This window comes from Klebsiella sp. Sb-30, assembly GCF_057652795.1.
On the sequence record NZ_CM172749.1, the window covers coordinates 1,968,783 to 1,984,769 of the forward strand.

Sequence of the window (15,987 nt, forward strand, 5' to 3'; positions counted from 1 at the left end):
TGCTTATTTTATTAGGCAATGCGTGTTTCGCAGTAAGACAACTAAGTGACCAGATAATGAACAAAATAGAATTTTACGCGGATTTGAACCGTGATTTTCAGGCTTTAATGGCAGGTGAAACCAGTTTTTTGGCGATGATCTCTAATACCAGCGCGCTGCTGTTTGAGCGCCTGACCGAGGTTAACTGGGCAGGTTTCTATCTGCTTGAAGGGGACACGCTGGTTTTAGGACCATTCCAGGGCAAACTGGCCTGCGTACGGATTCCGGTTGGGCGAGGCGTATGCGGTGCGGCCGTTGCGCAAAATCGCGTTCAGCGGGTGGAAGATGTTCATGCCTTCGATGGACATATCGCGTGTGATGCCGCCAGCAATTCGGAAATCGTCTTTCCGCTGCAGGTGAACAATCAGATTATTGGCGTTCTGGATATCGACAGCACCGCCTTCTCCCGCTTCACCGCTGAGGATGAGCAGGGGCTGGCTGAACTGGTCGCGCATCTGGAAAAACTCATTTCTGCGACTGACTATCAAAAAATATTCGCCCACGTCGCAGGATAATCAACGGATAACGTAGCATTTAGCGATGGCGTCATTATAATGACGCCTGTTCATGCCTGCGGCTTGTTGGCTACGTCCGTTGTAATCAGGAAATTTCATGGAAAATCAACCTAAGTTGAATAGCAGTAAAGAAGTTATCGCGTTTCTGGCCGAACGTTTCCCTCAGTGCTTCAGCGCTGAAGGTGAAGCTCGCCCCCTGAAAGTCGGTATTTTTCAGGATCTCGTGGAGCGTGTTGGGGGGGAGATGAATCTCAGCAAAACCCAACTTCGTGCCGCTTTACGTCTTTATACTTCGAGCTGGCGCTATCTGTACGGCGTTAAGCCAGGCGCAGTTCGCGTTGACCTTGACGGCAACCCGTGCGGCGAACTGGAAGAGCAGCATGTTGCTCACGCTCGTCAGCAGCTCGAAGAAGCAAAAGCTCGCGTTCAGGCGCAGCGCGCAAGCCAGCAGGCTAAAAAGCGCGAAGCCGCCGCCGCTGCGGGTCAGCAGGAAGACGGTGCTCGTCGTGAGCGTAAGCCACGTCCTCAGGTTCGTCGCAAAGAAGGCACCGAACAGCGTAAGCCGCGTCCAGCCGTTGCAAAAGCACCGCGTGAAGAGCGTCATACCCCTGTATCAGATCTGACCGCGTTAAGCGTTGGCCAGGCTCTGAAGGTGAAAGCAGGCAACAACGCAATGGACGCCACCGTTCTGGAAATCACCAAAGATGGCGTTCGTGTACAGCTGACTTCTGGTATGTCAATGATTGTACGCGCAGAACACCTGGTGTTCTGAAACGGAGGCCGGGCCAGGCATGAACACATTCTTTAAGCTCACCGCGCTTGCGGGCCTGCTAGCAATAGCAGGCCATGCGTTCGCCGTGGACGATATTACTCGAGTCGATCAAATTCCCGTGCTGAAAGAAGAGCCGCAGCACGCGACGGTGAGTGAGCGCGTTACCTCGCGCTTTACCCGTTCTCACTACCGGCAATTTGATCTCGACAACGCCTTCTCGGCAAAAATTTTCGACCGCTATCTGAATCTGCTGGACTACAGCCACAATGTGCTGTTGGCCAGCGATATCGCTCAGTTCTCGGCGAAGAAGAATCAAATCGGCGATGAGCTGCGTACCGGAAAGCTGGACGTTTTTTACGACCTGTATAACCTGGCGCAGAAGCGTCGTTTTGAGCGCTATCAGTATGCATTGAAGGTGCTGGAACGTCCGATGGACTTTACCGGCAACGACAACTTCAACCTTGACCGCAGCAAAGCCCCCTGGCCGAAAGACGAAGCCGAGCTCAACGCGCTGTGGGATGCCAAGGTTAAGTTTGACCAGCTGAGCCTCAAGCTTACTGGCAAAGATGACAAAGAAATTCGCGATACCTTAACGCGTCGCTACAAGTTCGCCATTCGTCGCCTGGCGCAGTCCAACAGCGAAGATGTGTTCTCGATGGTGATGACCGCTTTTGCTCGCGAGATTGACCCGCACACCAACTATCTGTCCCCGCGCAATACCGAACAGTTCAATACCGAAATGAGCCTGTCGTTAGAGGGCATCGGCGCGGTACTGCAGATGGATGACGACTATACGGTCATCAATTCGCTGGTAGCCGGTGGTCCGGCGGCGAAGAGCAAATCGATCGCCGTCGGCGATCGTATCGTCGGCGTCGGCCAGTCCGGTAAAGGCATGGTTGACGTTATCGGCTGGCGTCTGGATGACGTTGTTGCGCTGATTAAAGGGCCGAAGGGCAGCAAAGTGCGTCTCGAAGTTCTGCCTGCTGGTAAGGGCGCGAAAACCCGCATCGTCACGCTAACCCGAGAGCGTATTCGTCTCGAAGACCGCGCGGTGAAGATGTCGGTGAAAACCGTCGGCAAAGAGAAAGTCGGCGTGCTGGATATCCCGGGCTTCTACGTTGGCCTGACGGACGACGTCAAGGTGCAGCTGCAGAAGCTGGAGAAACAGAACGTCAGCAGCATTGTTATCGACCTGCGCAGCAATGGCGGCGGGGCGCTGACCGAAGCCGTTTCACTCTCCGGTCTGTTTATCCCGTCTGGCCCGGTGGTTCAGGTCCGTGACAACAACGGCAAAGTGCGTGAAGACAGCGATACCGATGGCGTGGTGTACTATAAAGGCCCGCTGGTGGTGTTGGTCGATCGTTTCAGTGCTTCGGCCTCTGAAATCTTCGCTGCCGCCATGCAGGATTACGGTCGCGGCTTAATTGTTGGCGAGCCGACCTTTGGTAAAGGCACCGTTCAGCAGTATCGCTCGCTGAACCGGATTTACGATCAGATGCTGCGCCCTGACTGGCCGGCGCTGGGCTCTGTACAGTACACCATTCAGAAGTTCTACCGCATTAACGGCGGCAGTACCCAACGTAAAGGCGTCACGCCGGATATCATGATGCCGACCGGTAGCGAAGATCGTGAAACCGGTGAGCAGTATGAAGATAACGCGCTGCCGTGGGATAGCGTCAATGCGGCGACCTACGTGAAATCCGGTGATTTGAAACCGTTCGATCCGCAGCTGCTGAAGCTGCATAATGAGCGCATCGCCAAAGATCCCGAGTTCCAGTACATCATGAAGGACATCGCTCGTTATAACGCAATGAAAGATAAGCGTTATATCGTTTCTCTCAACTACGCTCAGCGTGAAAAAGAGAACGAAGAAGACGATGCGACGCGCCTGGCACGGATTAACGATCGTCTGAAGCGCGAAGGTAAACCGCCGCTGAAGAAACTGGACGATCTGCCGAAGGACTACCAGGAGCCGGATCCGTATCTTGATGAGACGGTCCACATTGCGGTAGACCTTGCGCATCTTGAGAAAGAGATGCCCGCGGTAGAACCGCCGGTCAGCAAATAAGCACCCAACGGGCACAATGATTGTGCCCGTTTTTCTTTCCGTCATCCTCCCGACCGGCCTCTCTTAGACATACAAAATGTCAACAACTTACGCAGATGTCAGTTCGCTGTGACAAAATGTAAAGTTGTGTTTTTCTCGTGACTTAGCGGGGCCTGATCGTTGAAAATTGGCGTTCTACCCATACGATATGGGTAATCGCATAGTGCGTTTTGTTAAATCGAGGTTAAAAGAAAATTATGATGCGAATCGCGCTTTTCCTGTTGACCAACCTGGCAGTGATGGTGGTATTCGGGCTGGTGTTAAGCCTGACGGGAATTCAGTCAAGCAGCATGACCGGGTTACTGATCATGGCGCTGCTTTTTGGTTTTGGTGGATCGATCGTTTCGCTGATGATGTCGAAATGGATGGCACTGAAATCCGTGGGTGGGGAAGTGATTGAGCAGCCGCGCAATGAAACAGAACGCTGGCTGATGAACACCGTCGCACAGCAGGCGCAGCAGGCGGGTATTGGCATGCCGCAGGTCGCCATCTACCATGCGCCGGATATCAACGCGTTTGCCACCGGCGCCCGCCGCGATGCTTCTCTGGTCGCCGTGAGCACCGGGCTGCTGCAAAACATGAGTCGTGACGAAGCCGAAGCGGTCATCGCCCACGAAATCAGCCACATCGCCAACGGTGACATGGTCACTATGACGCTGATTCAGGGGGTGGTGAACACCTTCGTTATCTTTATCTCGCGTGTTATCGCGCAGATTGCCGCCGGCTTCCTGGGCGGGAACCGGGATGACAGTGAAAGCAGCAACGGTAACCCGCTGATTTACTTTGCCGTAGCGACCGTGCTGGAACTGGTGTTCGGTATTCTGGCCAGCATTATTACCATGTGGTTCTCGCGCTATCGTGAATTCCACGCCGATGCCGGGTCTGCCAGACTGGTTGGGCGTGAGAAAATGATTGCCGCGCTGCAGCGCCTGAAAACCAGCTATGAACCGCAGGAAGCCAGCAGCATGATGGCGTTCTGCATTAACGGTAAGGCGAAGTCAATGAGCGAACTGTTCATGACTCACCCGCCGCTGGATAAGCGTATTGAAGCGCTGCGCAGTGGCGAATACCTGAAGTAACGTTGTTGCAGAATAGCTAAAAAAATCCGCGGCCCCCGGGCTGCGGATTTTTTTTGGCTGAAGCCTGAGGAGAGCGGCTATTGTCCCGGACGGGGCTGGGTTACGCGAAGCCCGCTGACGGTTGCGGCAATCACCGCCAGCCCACCGGCCAGCAGCAGTGCGCTGTGGGTGCCGCCGTTGCCCTGCAGGTTAAGTAGCAGGGCAACCAGCGCCGCACCGGTACTTTGACCGAGCAGTCGCGCGGTCCCCAGCATTCCGCTGGCGCCGCCGCTGCGCTGGGCCGGTGCGGAAGAGACAATGGTATGGTTGTTCGGCGACTGGAACAGGCCAAAACCGGCGCCGCACAGCGCCATGCGCCAGATAATATCCAGATCGGAAGGCGAGGAGGGCAACAGCGCGAGGCCAAACAGGCCGCAGGCCATCACCAGCAGACCGATTGCCCCCAGTAATCCCGCGTGCACTTTCTCAATCATATAACCCGCCAGCGGCGCCATCACCATGGTAGCCAGAGGCCACGGCGTCAGCAGTAAGCCGGTTTCGACTTCGCTACGGCCCATCACCGACTGCAGGAAGAAGGGCAGGGAAACCAGCGCCAGCATTTGCGCGCAGAACGAGCAAACAGAGGTACAGATAGACAGGGAAAACAGCGGGATGCGCAGCAGGTCAATCGGCAACAGCGGTACCGGCATCTGCAGCTGGCGGCGCACAAAGAAGAAACCGATAACCAGCATCGCGGCCACTTCTGCAAGCACGAGTCGTCCCGACTGACCCTGGGCAAAACCGCCGAGAGCGGTAATCAACAGGCCAAACGTCAGCGCATTCATTATGGCGCTGGGAAGATCGAAACGGGTGATTTTGCTCCGGCCAACGTTCGCCGGCAGGTAACGCATGGCGAGGATAAGCGAAACAATCCCGAGCGGAATATTAATAAAAAACAGCCATTGCCAGGAGGCCACCGAGAGAATCGCTGCCGCAATAGTGGGGCCAGCGGCCGATGAAACCGCCACCACGAAGGAGTTAATCCCCATCCCGCGTCCGAGAAAACGCTGCGGGAAAATAAGCCGGATCAGCGCCGTATTGACGCTCATCAGGGCGGCGCCGCCAAGGCCCTGCGCGACGCGGGCAAGGGTCAGCATCTCCAGACTATGGGAAAGTGCGCAGGCGAGCGAGGTCAGAGTAAACAGCGCAAGGCCGATTTTATAGATACGCCGATAGCCAAACATATCGCCGAGAAAAGAGAGCGGCAGAAGGGCAATCACGATAGCTATCTGGTAGGCGTTGACAATCCAGATTGACGCCGCCGGCGAGGCGTTTAAATCGGTGGCAATAGTCGGCAGGGCCACGTTAGCGATTGCGCCGTCGAGCACCGCCATGGCTAACCCTAAAACGATGGTCAGAATTGCGCCGTAGCGCTGCGGCAAAGGCAGGCCATCGGAAATGTTTTTATCCATGTTGAATGTATGTCTTTAGGGTAATTATTCTCTGAGTAATGATTTTAGCATTGATTATTCGGCTGTATGTCGCAGATTTGTAACGAATGAGCAGAAGAACGATTGCGGGGGGCGCGATGCGAATTTATAATAAAAACCGGTTCTGATTTTTATAAAACAGTTACGATGAGGTGATAAATGGCAGTTGCAGATTTGGATAAGCAGCCAGATTCTGTCTCTTCGGTATTGAAGGTTTTTGGCATTCTGCAGGCGCTTGGTGAAGAGCGTGAAATTGGCATAACCGAACTGTCCCAGCGCGTCATGATGTCAAAAAGCACCGTTTATCGCTTTTTGCAAACCATGAAATCGCTGGGCTATGTGGCGCAGGAAGGTGAATCCGAGAAATACTCCCTGACGCTCAAGCTGTTCGAACTGGGCGCGCGTGCGCTACAGAATGTCGATCTGGTCCGCAGTGCCGATATCCAGATGCGTGAACTTTCGCGGCTGACGAAAGAGACGATCCACCTGGGGGCGCTGGATGAAGACAGCATCGTCTATATCCACAAAATCGACTCGATGTACAACCTGCGGATGTACTCACGAATCGGTCGCCGCAACCCGTTGTACAGTACCGCTATCGGTAAAGTGCTGCTGGCGTGGCGCGATCGCGCTGAAGTTGAGCAAATTCTTGAAGGCGTCGAATACAAACGCAGCACCGAGCGGACCATTACCAGTACGGAAGCGCTGCTTGGCGTCCTGGATCAGGTTCGTCAGCAGGGCTACGGTGAAGATAATGAAGAACAGGAAGAGGGACTGCGCTGCATCGGCGTACCGGTTTTCGACCGCTTTGGCGTGGTGATTGCAGGTCTGAGTATCTCTTTCCCGACTCTGCGTTTCTCGGAAGAGCGTCTGAGTGAATACGTGGAGATGCTGCACACGGCGGCGCGTAAGATTTCTGAACAGATGGGCTATAACGACTATCCATTCTGATCCGAAGGGCAGCCTGGTCAGTTAAGCGACAGCGGGAATACGTTTCCCGCTGTCGCTTTTACGCATTAACCTTTGTCGATAACGGTTTCGCTTTTGCGTAAAATCGGGCAGTCGGTAACACCGATAATACCGCTATCAGAATGAACGTATTGTGCGGTACTGGTGCCGCGAGCGGTCAGATATTTACACTGAAGCCCCAGTCCCGCAGCATTCTCATTGCTGCCAATAAGAATGCCATAGCCGCTCAATAATATCCCAATCCATACGATAGCCAGTACTACAATGGAACGAATGATTAATCGCATTGTTGCCTCATGGTTTACATTATCCCTGCGCCTATTTTGACAGCTACACGTATTGAAACAAGTCTATGATTCCTAAACTTGTCTTTCGTATTACAGTTAGCCACGGTTTAAGATGCTCATGTTATCCTGGAAACATCTGATACTGATGCGGAGAATGGAGTGAAAAAAGTACGCTGGGTTTTGCTGATAGTCATCATAGCGGGCTGTTTGTTGCTGTGGACTCAGATGCTTAACGTAATGTGCGATCAAGATGTACAGTTTTTCAGCGGCATCTGCACAATCAACAAGTTTATCCCCTGGTAAGACATTTTTATGACGACCGATTTCCTTCTGCTGCGCGAGTGGTAGAATGGACGCCTTCTCTTTGAGGTGGTGAAATGAGTGAGTTACTGAATCCTGGGATCTTAAATCTGGCATCGCTGGCACTGTCCGTTGTGCTGCTGCTTGTCGGTTTGTTGTTATGGTTTTTTGTTAATCGCGCAAGTTCGCGCACCAATCAGCAGATTGAACTGCTGCAGGCGTTACTGGACCAGCAAAAGCGGCAAAATGCGCTGCTGCGCCGTCTCTGTGAAGCCAATGAGCCTGAGAAAGAAGAGGTTACTAAGACTTCGGCGGGAGAGAAAGACGATGACGACTTTATCCGTCTCGTCGCCGAACGGTAACTGACTGACAGGTGTGCACCGCGTCGGTGTGCACCTGGATCACGGAGAGGCTATAACTTTTTCTTATCCTTCCCGATCGTTTTGTTACACTTCCTCGCGCCCTGAGTGTGTTCCCGCTCCCAATTCTGGCTATTGACGCCATTGATTTTTTAGTTAATCAAATTAAATAATAACAATCTGTTTTAATTGTCTGATGAAAAATATCGTCATTAATGCTTCATGTTTAAATTGTATTATAAATAATATTTATAACGTGAGCGGGTGACGATTTTATATCTTTACCTCCGCAGAATTTAAGCGAAATTTCAACTATAGATATGACCTTTTATACGCATCATTATGCACCGCTCCTGACGGTGCTTGCTGAAAATGTGGTGTTTGAATAGCCAGGTACCTGGACGAACCGAAGTTGTTGAGCTATGGTAAAAAAGTTGCAATCATGGGGTTGGCTATATTGCGAATCCCGCGGTAGCAGCGAGGGCAACCCTGGGCGGCAAAGACGCATAAATGTGCAGGCGATCAAATGATTACCTTATAATTTGTGCGAAGGATCGAGACACGTTTAAAAATGGCTTGCCATTATTTACGTTGTATGTGATAACACCTTTCGGGTTAAACGAGGTACAGTTCTGTTTATGTGTGGCATTTTCAGTAAAGAAGTCCTGAGTAAACACGTTGTCGTTGAATACCGCTTCTCTGCCGAACCTTATATTAGTGCCTCATGCAGTAATGTGTCAGTTTTATCTATGTAAGCGCCTGTGGGCGAAGAAAACAGTCTAAGGAATTTTGCAAATGGCAAAGATTAAAGGTCAAGTTAAGTGGTTCAACGAGTCTAAAGGTTTTGGTTTCATTACTCCGGCTGATGGCAGCAAAGATGTGTTCGTACACTTCTCCGCTATCCAGGGTAATGGCTTCAAAACTCTGGCTGAAGGCCAGAACGTTGAGTTCGAAATTCAGGACGGCCAGAAAGGTCCGGCAGCAGTTAACGTTACTGCTATCTGATTCAAGACCACTCATCTTGTAAGAAAAGCCTCGCCTCTGCGGGGCTTTTTAGTCTTTATTGCAAAACATTTCCATTTTTCCCCCTCCGTCGCGCTTTGTTGCAAAACAACATCCTTATTCGCATAGTTTCGCATCCTGTTGTGCCGATTTTCTGTTAAATCAGAGGGTTGCAATATAATGCTGGAGCTACGGTGCTAAAGTACAAAAATAAGTCAGTTGCTCATTTCACCCCTCTTCGTTTTGGGCTGTTGTGCGTGGCAATTCTCGGGTGTCTCGGAATACTGTTGGGGCGGGTAGCCTGGCTGCAAATCGTTTCTCCAGATAACCTGGTGAAACAAGAAGATATGCGTTCGTTGCGCGAAGAACCCATCGATGTACAGCGTGGAACCATCAGCGACCGCGAGAACCGCCCGCTGGCGGTCAGCGTGCCGGTGAGCGCTATCTGGGCCGACCCGCAAACCATTATGCAAAAGGGCGGCGTCGGCTATGGCCCGCGCTGGCAGGCGATGGCGGAGGCGCTGCACCTCAATCTGAGCGAACTGGCCAAACGCGTTGAGAGCCATCCGCATATGCGGTTCATCTATCTGGCCCGTCAGGTTAACCCGGAGCAGGCCGAATGGATCGACAAACTGCACCTGCCAGGGATCAACCTGCGCGATGAGTCGCGCCGCTTCTATCCCGCGGGGCACGTGGCGGCTAACCTGTTGGGGTTTACTAATATCGATAACCAGGGCATTGAGGGGATTGAGAAAAGCTTTAATGCCCAGCTTACCGGAAAGCCGGGGCGCCGGCTGGTGCGTAAAGATCGTCATGGCCACGTGATTGAAAATATCACCGAGATGCCGGCGGTGCCTGCGCATAATATTCAGCTGAGTATCGACGAACGTCTGCAGACGGTGACTGAAGATGCGCTGGATAACGCCGTGAACTGGAATAAGGCGGAATCAGGGGCGGCGGTACTGATTAAGATTGATACCGGCGAGATACTGGCGATGGCCAGCTATCCGGACTTCAATCCCAATAATCGTGACAACGCCAGGCTCGATGATTTTCGCAACCGCGCCATCAGTGACACCTTTGAGCCAGGCTCGACGGTAAAACCGCTGGTAGTGATGACGGCGTTACAGCAGGGGATTGTGCAGCCGGACAGCGTAGTGGATACCCATCCCTTTGTGCTTGATGGTCACCGCATTCGTGACGTTGGCTATTATCCCGAACTGTCATTGACCGGCATTTTGCAAAAATCCAGCGATACCGGCGTTTCGCATCTGTCGCTGGCCATGCCGGTTCAACACCTGATCGATACCTATAAAGCGTTCGGTTTTGGCGACCCGACCGGGCTGGGGCTGACCGGTGAAAGCGCCGGACTGATGCCGCAACGGCGCTATTGGGGTCAGCTGGACCGCGCGACCTTTGCCTTCGGATATGGTCTGATGGTGACTCCGCTGCAGCTGGCGCACGTTTATGCCACTATCGGCGGCTTCGGTATCGAACGACCGCTCTCGATTACCCGTATCGACCCGCCGGTTATCGGCACGCGGGTTATGCCAGAACCGATAGTGCATGAAGTGGAGCATATGATGGAGAGCGTGGCGTTGCCGGGCGGCGGCGGAACCAAAGCGGCGGTGCGCGATTATCGCATTGCGGTGAAAACCGGGACCGCGAAAAAAATCGGTCCTGACGGTAAATATATCGATAAATATGTGGCGTATACCGCAGGCGTGGCGCCCGCCAGTCGTCCGCAGTTTGCGCTGGTGGTGGTGATTAACGATCCCAGCAATGGCGCCTATTATGGTGGGGCGGTTTCTGCACCGGTCTTTAGCCAGATCATGGGAGATGTGCTGCGGCTGGAAAATGTGATGCCGGACGGTATGCCACAAGGTTCGGAAAATCTGATTGTGATGCATAGCGGGGATGCCGTTCCGCCGGCGTTGTAACAGTGGTCTGAAAGGGCGAATAGCGCTACACTTTCGCCCTTTCAGCGACACCGGAGTTGTCATGTCATACAGTTGCCCACTTTGCCACGCGCCGCTTTCCCGCCGCGATAATAGCTATATCTGCCCGCAGCGGCACCAGTTCGATCTGGCGAAAGAGGGGTATGTCAATTTACTGCCGGTGCAGTTTAAGCGGTCTCGCGATCCGGGCGATAGCGCGGAGATGATGCAGGCGCGGCGGGCGTTTCTCGACGCGGGCCACTATCAACCTCTGCGTGATGCCATTAGCGACTTTCTGTCCGTCGCTGCCCCTGAGCGCCTGCTTGATATCGGCTGCGGGGAAGGGTATTACACCCATGCGTTTGCCGCCATCGCCGCTCATTGTTGGGGGCTGGACGTCTCAAAGTCGGCCATTCGCGCGGCGGCCAGACGCTATCCGCAGGTTAACTTTTGCGTCGCATCGAGCCAGCGTCTGCCGTTCGACGACGCCAGCCTGGATGCGGTGGTGCGAATTTATGCCCCTTGTAATGCGCAGGAGCTGGCGCGGGTGGTCAGACCCGGCGGCTGGGTCATTACCGCCACGCCGGGGCCGCGTCATTTGCTGGAGCTGAAAGGGTTGATTTACGATGAGGTGCGTCTGCATGAGCAAAATCATGAACAGATGGCCGGTTTTACATTAAGCCAGCAGCAGCAGCTGGCCTATCCGATGCAGCTGACCGGGGCCGAGGCTGAAGCGCTGCTGCAGATGACGCCATTCGCGTGGCGGGCGAAGCCAGCGGTGCGTGAAACGCTGCGCGCGCAGGCGACTTTCCGCTGCCAGACCGATTTTATGATTCACTGCTGGCAGCGTGAGGCCTGAGAACTAACCGGCGAAATGGCTCCAGAGAATCTGGGCGCCGATACCCATCAGGACAATACCACCAAGAATTTCGGCTCGTTTGCCCAGCAGCGGGCCGATAAACCGTCCGACCATTATCCCCAGCGTCGACATCACCAGCGTTGCGCAGCCGATAGCCAGCGCGGTGGCGATAATATTTACCTGCAGGAATGCCAGGCCGACGCCGACGGCCATCGCATCGAGACTGGTGGCGAAGGCGGTGGTGACCAGCAGCCAGAAACCATGGCGACGAGGCGCTTCACACGCCTCATCTTCGGTTGTACGAAAACCTTCGATGACCATACGTCCGCCGAGAAAGACCAGCAGCACGAACGCGATCCAGTGATTCCACTCCAGCACGAACTGGCTGGCGAGCATCCCCATCCCCCAGCCGACAAGCGGGGTGAGTGTTTCGATGGCGCCGAAAATTAACCCGGTGCGCAGCGCTTCGGAGAACTTAGGTTTGTGTAAGGTGGCGCCTTTACCGATAGAGGCCGCGAAGGCGTCCATGGACATGCCAAAGGCAAGAAGAATCGTAGCGGAGATGTTCATGATTGCGTCCTGACCGGGGAAAATCCATATGACACATCACAGCCCCCAGTAGATATACGCAGCCCGCGATTCAGGTATGCGTACAGCGGTGATGTGTCTATGGTCTCGCCTGATTGAACACCTTCTTCAACCCGTACGTGCCACGTTTTGCAACGAGTATGTTGACACGCACATTTCCTGGCAGGCAGGAAACCGGCTACTCCCCAACGACGGGCGCAACCTTAACATATTTTTAGAATATAAAACAATAACAGGATTTATTTATTTCGATAACCAAATGATAACGATTTTCATTTGAATTTATGGGTAAATAATTCGTTAATAAATATAAGTAAAGTGCGCAGACGGAATATAGCCATGGCTATATATCCATCTGCCGGAAATCGCTGAAATATAGCGTTGGCTATATTAGTAACTTACTGAGTTGAAACGAGAAGTTTGTATATCTTTTCCAGATCGTCGATGTTTCGTACACGAATAAGCAGGCGCCGCTGTTCTAATTGCATCACCAGTACGCCATCTTCCGATAAATTCATCGCTTTAATTCGCTTATATTCAATCCAGATATTGGCGAAGAAAAAACCAGTTGGTTTGAAGATGATTTTCGGCGTCCGGATCCAGAACAGAAACAACCCCATTAACGCCAGCGCAGATAATAACCATGTGGTGATTAGCGCACCGTGACTGATGATATTGTTATAAATCAGAATGGCGATCAGGCCGACGAAGATGATCCCGTCAACGCGACTGCGGCGGAGCAGGGGGATGGCCAGGAGTAACGGGCCGTTGCGACGGGGCATAATAAACTGGTCATAAATGGCAAACGCCAGCAGAACAACAATAAACAGAATCAGCACCAGATCCGTGATTGTCATCTATCCTCCAGTGAAAAAAAAGCCGGGGGCAAGCCCCCGGCGGACAACAGGATTATTACAGGCCCAGCAGGCCGATAGCGTAGCCGACGATACCGATGACGAAGAAGCCGACGATAATCCATAGGGCGTTAACTTTCTTACGCAGCAGCCACATACAGGCGAAAGTCAGCAGCAGAGGCACCAGGCCCGGCATCAGCTGGTCAAGGATAGTCTGTACGGTCGTTACGTGAACCTGACCATCTGAACCGGTGATTTTTGACACCACCAGCGGAATGTTCACATGCGTCCACTTGTTAACCAACGCCCCCATGACAAACAGGCCGAGAATTGACGCCCCCTCGGTCAGTTTCTGCAGGAAGCCGCCGCCCATATCCTTAACGATATCGACACCTTTGCTGTAACCGTATGCCACGCCGTAGTAACGGGTCAGCAGACGGACGGCGTTGAACAGAATAAAGAACAACAGCGGGCCTAACAGGCTGCCGCTCATCGCGATACCGGCGCCCAATGCCGCAAATACCGGACGCACGGTACCCCAGAAGATCGGGTCGCCGACGCCAGCCAGCGGCCCCATCAGACCGACTTTGATACCGTTGATGGCACCATCATCGATCTCGGCACCGTTTGCACGCTGCTCTTCCATCGCCAGCGTTACGCCCAGAACGGGCGCTGCGACGTACGGGTGAGTGTTAAAGAACTCCAGGTGACGCTTAATTGCCTGCTTACGCGCATCGTTGTTCTCCGGATACAGGCGACGAATAGCCGGTACCATAGAGAAGCAGAAGCCCAGCGCCTGCATACGTTCGAAGTTCCATGACCCCTGGAACAGGTTAGAACGAATGAACACGCCACGAATGTCACTCGGAGTGAGTTTTTTCTCGGTGGTATTTTTAGTCATATCAACCATTTCGCTCACCTGTTAGTCCAGTTCGTTATCGAGATCGTTATTACCAGCAGCCTGCGCTGGCGCACCCGCTACGCGGTTGTATTTCGGGCTCAGCTGGATGTAGAGGATAGCCATTACCGCGCCAATCACCCCCAGCGCAACCAGGTTGAAGTTAGTGAACGCAGCGGTGACGAAGCCAAGGTAGAAGAACGGCATCAGGTAGCCTGCGCGCATCATGTTGATGACCATCGCGTAACCAACGACCACGATCATGCCGCCGGCGATGTTCAGACCGCTGGTGACCACTTCAGGAATCGCATTCAGCATGCCCTGAACTTCGCTGGTTCCGACGGAGATAGCCACGATGACCGCCGGGATAGCGATACGCATAGCCTGCAGGAACAACGAAGAGACGTGGAGCCACGAAATCGCCGTCAGGTTGCCATTTTCCGCCGCTTTATCCGCCGCATGCTGGAAGGCTACGGTAATGGTACGCACGATGATGGTCAGAACCTGGCCTGCTGCTGCCAGCGGGATAGCCAGTGCGATACCGGCGCCGATACCCTGATGACCGGCAATAACCAGAACGGTAGAAATGATGGATGCCAGCGCGGCATCCGGCGCAACCGCCGCACCGATGTTCATCCAGCCCAGGGCGATCATTTCCAGGGTACCACCGATGATGATACCGGTTTTCATATCGCCGAGAACGGCACCGATCAACGTACACGCGACCAGAGGACGGTGGAACTGAAATTCATCAAGTACCGACTCCATACCCGCAATACACGCGACGATGAACACCAGCACAATCTGAAGAAGGGTAATCTCCATTGTACTTCTCCTGTTGATTAAGTCTTAAGTTGAAAACTGGGGCGCGACCCGCAAGGTTATTTCGTTACCTTGCCAATCAGGTCCATCATTTTCAGTTTCTGGTCGGTGGAAACTTTGCGGACTTCCAGCTCGATACCGCGGGCATTTAGCTTTTTAAATGCTTCAATATCTTTTTCATCGACCGAAACGGCGTTGTTCACCTGCGTTTTACCCTGACGGAAAGCCATACCACCAATATTGACGGTGGTGATTTTCACGCCGCCTTCAACGACACGTTCGACGTCGGTAGGGTTGGTAAACAGCAGCATGACGCGATCGCCTGCGTATTTCGGGTTGTTGTAGACGCGAATCATCTTCGCAACGTCGACAACGTGGGCCGTCACGCCCGGAGGAGCAACCTGAGTCAGTAACGTTTTGCGCACGGTATCCGCCGCCACTTCATCACTCACGACAATAATACGGGTAACGTTGGTTTCTTTGGTCCAGCGGGTGGCCACCTGACCATGAATGAGACGGTCATCAATACGCGCCAGGCCGATGACCATGTAGTCGTTCGGACCCATTGGTTTTGCCGGGGCTGCCGCTTTGGCTGCTGCCTTAACCGGCGCCGGAGCGACTTTTTCCACCGCTTTCGCTTTCAGCGCCTTCACGCCTTCACGACCGGTTTCTACCGCCAGAGCCACCAGCTCGTCGAACGACGGATCGTCGTCGCGCGCCATCAGCGTTTCGACCAGCATCGGAATGTTGACGCCAGCAATCACTTCGTAATGTTCTTTATCGACGACAATGCGGCTGGCGGCATTAAATGGACTACCTCCCCACGTATCGACGAGAAATAACACGCCCTTAGTTGTGTCCAGCTTTGCCAGCTGTGCGTTGTATTTCTCAATTAACGTTTCGGCATTTTCACCGGGAACGAAATCGATCCAGCCAACGTTTTCCTGCTCGCCCAACAGCATTTCTGCGGTTTTCAGCAGTTGTTCTGCAGCCCAACCATGTGTGCCTATTACAATAGCAATCGTCACTTGCTACCTCCTTTATTATCGTGAATGCATCATCTGTGGTGATACATCCTGAATCACTCTTGCGAACAAAATCGATTCAGTGAGGGTGTAAGATCTAAAATAA

The 15,987-nt window shown here is 53.3% G+C and carries 17 protein-coding genes and 1 pseudogene; 11 read left to right on the top strand and 7 right to left on the bottom strand.

What is annotated here, in order from left to right; genetic code table 11:
* The first annotated feature begins 56 nt into the window (after positions 1-56).
* From AC236I_RS09200 to htpX, 4 genes and pseudogenes are all read left to right on the top strand, one after another.
* Positions 57-570: pseudogene (locus AC236I_RS09200) on the top strand (GAF domain-containing protein).
* A gap of 81 nt (positions 571-651) precedes the next feature.
* On the top strand, positions 652-1,326 hold the full coding sequence (gene proQ, locus AC236I_RS09205; RefSeq protein WP_004863942.1) for an RNA chaperone ProQ: 675 nt from the start codon (positions 652-654) through the stop codon (positions 1,324-1,326).
* A 19-nt stretch (positions 1,327-1,345) separates the two neighbouring features.
* Positions 1,346-3,394, top strand: coding sequence for a carboxy terminal-processing peptidase (gene prc / locus AC236I_RS09210; RefSeq protein WP_004863939.1), 2,049 nt, complete (start codon positions 1,346-1,348; stop codon positions 3,392-3,394).
* A gap of 236 nt (positions 3,395-3,630) precedes the next feature.
* A complete protein-coding gene (htpX, locus tag AC236I_RS09215; RefSeq protein WP_004863936.1) occupies positions 3,631-4,512 on the top strand; it encodes a protease HtpX in 882 nt (293 codons plus the stop codon).
* A gap of 77 nt (positions 4,513-4,589) precedes the next feature.
* Here the strand turns inward: htpX and AC236I_RS09220 are convergent, their stop codons facing one another.
* A complete protein-coding gene (locus tag AC236I_RS09220; protein WP_015584019.1) occupies positions 4,590-5,963 on the bottom strand; it encodes an MFS transporter in 1,374 nt (457 codons plus the stop codon).
* Positions 5,964-6,140: 177 nt separating this feature from the next.
* Here AC236I_RS09220 and kdgR point away from each other — a divergent pair, with 177 nt between their 5' ends.
* Positions 6,141-6,932, top strand: a complete 792-nt coding sequence (kdgR, locus tag AC236I_RS09225) for a DNA-binding transcriptional regulator KdgR (RefSeq protein WP_004863930.1) — start codon at positions 6,141-6,143, stop codon at positions 6,930-6,932.
* Between the two features lie 65 nt (positions 6,933-6,997).
* On the opposite strand, the gene AC236I_RS09230 is transcribed toward kdgR, so the two are convergent.
* Complete coding sequence (locus AC236I_RS09230) at positions 6,998-7,237, bottom strand: YobH family protein (RefSeq protein WP_004863927.1); 240 nt, start codon at positions 7,235-7,237, stop codon at positions 6,998-7,000.
* Between the two features lie 159 nt (positions 7,238-7,396).
* On the opposite strand from AC236I_RS09230, the gene mgrB reads away from it, so the two are divergent.
* The 6 genes from mgrB (at position 7,397) to rlmA (ending at position 11,694) form a co-directional block, all read left to right on the top strand.
* Positions 7,397-7,540 carry a PhoP/PhoQ regulatory lipoprotein MgrB gene (mgrB, locus tag AC236I_RS09235; protein WP_015584020.1) on the top strand — a complete coding sequence of 48 codons (144 nt, stop codon included), beginning with the start codon at positions 7,397-7,399 and terminating at the stop codon, positions 7,538-7,540.
* Positions 7,541-7,614: 74 nt separating this feature from the next.
* The gene (locus AC236I_RS09240) at positions 7,615-7,899 is read left to right on the top strand and encodes a YebO family protein (RefSeq protein ID WP_004863926.1); all 285 of its coding nucleotides are present in this window, start codon (positions 7,615-7,617) and stop codon (positions 7,897-7,899) included.
* A 635-nt stretch (positions 7,900-8,534) separates the two neighbouring features.
* On the top strand, positions 8,535-8,651 hold the full coding sequence (locus AC236I_RS09245; protein WP_049267871.1) for a DUF2627 domain-containing protein: 117 nt from the start codon (positions 8,535-8,537) through the stop codon (positions 8,649-8,651).
* A 40-nt stretch (positions 8,652-8,691) separates the two neighbouring features.
* Positions 8,692-8,901, top strand: a complete 210-nt coding sequence (gene cspE / locus AC236I_RS09250) for a transcription antiterminator/RNA stability regulator CspE (RefSeq protein WP_001062678.1) — start codon at positions 8,692-8,694, stop codon at positions 8,899-8,901.
* Positions 8,902-9,092: 191 nt separating this feature from the next.
* Positions 9,093-10,838, top strand: a complete 1,746-nt coding sequence (gene ftsI, locus AC236I_RS09255) for a peptidoglycan glycosyltransferase FtsI (protein WP_032717105.1) — start codon at positions 9,093-9,095, stop codon at positions 10,836-10,838.
* A 61-nt stretch (positions 10,839-10,899) separates the two neighbouring features.
* Positions 10,900-11,694 (top strand): 23S rRNA (guanine(745)-N(1))-methyltransferase, encoded by a 795-nt coding sequence (gene rlmA, locus AC236I_RS09260; protein ID WP_032717106.1) that lies wholly within the window; start codon positions 10,900-10,902, stop codon positions 11,692-11,694.
* Between the two features lie 3 nt (positions 11,695-11,697).
* On the opposite strand, the gene mntP is transcribed toward rlmA, so the two are convergent.
* The 5 genes from mntP to manX all read right to left on the bottom strand — a co-directional run bounded on the left by mntP (position 11,698) and on the right by manX (position 15,884).
* A complete protein-coding gene (gene mntP, locus AC236I_RS09265) occupies positions 11,698-12,264 on the bottom strand; it encodes a manganese efflux pump MntP (RefSeq protein ID WP_004863916.1) in 567 nt (188 codons plus the stop codon).
* A 416-nt stretch (positions 12,265-12,680) separates the two neighbouring features.
* Positions 12,681-13,139 carry a DUF986 family protein gene (locus AC236I_RS09270; protein WP_004863915.1) on the bottom strand — a complete coding sequence of 153 codons (459 nt, stop codon included), beginning with the start codon at positions 13,137-13,139 and terminating at the stop codon, positions 12,681-12,683.
* A gap of 55 nt (positions 13,140-13,194) precedes the next feature.
* Complete coding sequence (locus AC236I_RS09275; RefSeq protein ID WP_004863911.1) at positions 13,195-14,046, bottom strand: PTS mannose transporter subunit IID; 852 nt, start codon at positions 14,044-14,046, stop codon at positions 13,195-13,197.
* A 12-nt stretch (positions 14,047-14,058) separates the two neighbouring features.
* Positions 14,059-14,859, bottom strand: a complete 801-nt coding sequence (locus AC236I_RS09280; protein ID WP_004863908.1) for a PTS mannose/fructose/sorbose transporter subunit IIC — start codon at positions 14,857-14,859, stop codon at positions 14,059-14,061.
* A 56-nt stretch (positions 14,860-14,915) separates the two neighbouring features.
* Positions 14,916-15,884: a PTS mannose transporter subunit IIAB gene (manX, locus tag AC236I_RS09285; protein WP_004863905.1), complete on the bottom strand. Its 969-nt coding sequence runs from the start codon at positions 15,882-15,884 to the stop codon at positions 14,916-14,918.
* Between the last annotated feature and the right edge of the window lie 103 nt (positions 15,885-15,987).

What these genes read in the sequence shown, in the direction of transcription:
- proQ (WP_004863942.1), top strand. Translation starts at nt 652, where the DNA reads ATGGAAAATCAACCTAAGTTGAATAGCAGTAAAGAAGTTATCGCGTTT.
- prc (WP_004863939.1), top strand. Translation starts at nt 1,346, where the DNA reads ATGAACACATTCTTTAAGCTCACCGCGCTTGCGGGCCTGCTAGCAATA.
- htpX (WP_004863936.1), top strand. Translation starts at nt 3,631, where the DNA reads ATGATGCGAATCGCGCTTTTCCTGTTGACCAACCTGGCAGTGATGGTG.
- AC236I_RS09220 (WP_015584019.1), bottom strand. Translation starts at nt 5,963, where the DNA reads ATGGATAAAAACATTTCCGATGGCCTGCCTTTGCCGCAGCGCTACGGC.
- kdgR (WP_004863930.1), top strand. Translation starts at nt 6,141, where the DNA reads ATGGCAGTTGCAGATTTGGATAAGCAGCCAGATTCTGTCTCTTCGGTA.
- AC236I_RS09230 (WP_004863927.1), bottom strand. Translation starts at nt 7,237, where the DNA reads ATGCGATTAATCATTCGTTCCATTGTAGTACTGGCTATCGTATGGATT.
- AC236I_RS09240 (WP_004863926.1), top strand. Translation starts at nt 7,615, where the DNA reads ATGAGTGAGTTACTGAATCCTGGGATCTTAAATCTGGCATCGCTGGCA.
- AC236I_RS09245 (WP_049267871.1), top strand. Translation starts at nt 8,535, where the DNA reads ATGTGTGGCATTTTCAGTAAAGAAGTCCTGAGTAAACACGTTGTCGTT.
- cspE (WP_001062678.1), top strand. Translation starts at nt 8,692, where the DNA reads ATGGCAAAGATTAAAGGTCAAGTTAAGTGGTTCAACGAGTCTAAAGGT.
- rlmA (WP_032717106.1), top strand. Translation starts at nt 10,900, where the DNA reads ATGTCATACAGTTGCCCACTTTGCCACGCGCCGCTTTCCCGCCGCGAT.
- mntP (WP_004863916.1), bottom strand. Translation starts at nt 12,264, where the DNA reads ATGAACATCTCCGCTACGATTCTTCTTGCCTTTGGCATGTCCATGGAC.
- AC236I_RS09270 (WP_004863915.1), bottom strand. Translation starts at nt 13,139, where the DNA reads ATGACAATCACGGATCTGGTGCTGATTCTGTTTATTGTTGTTCTGCTG.
- AC236I_RS09275 (WP_004863911.1), bottom strand. Translation starts at nt 14,046, where the DNA reads ATGGTTGATATGACTAAAAATACCACCGAGAAAAAACTCACTCCGAGT.
- AC236I_RS09280 (WP_004863908.1), bottom strand. Translation starts at nt 14,859, where the DNA reads ATGGAGATTACCCTTCTTCAGATTGTGCTGGTGTTCATCGTCGCGTGT.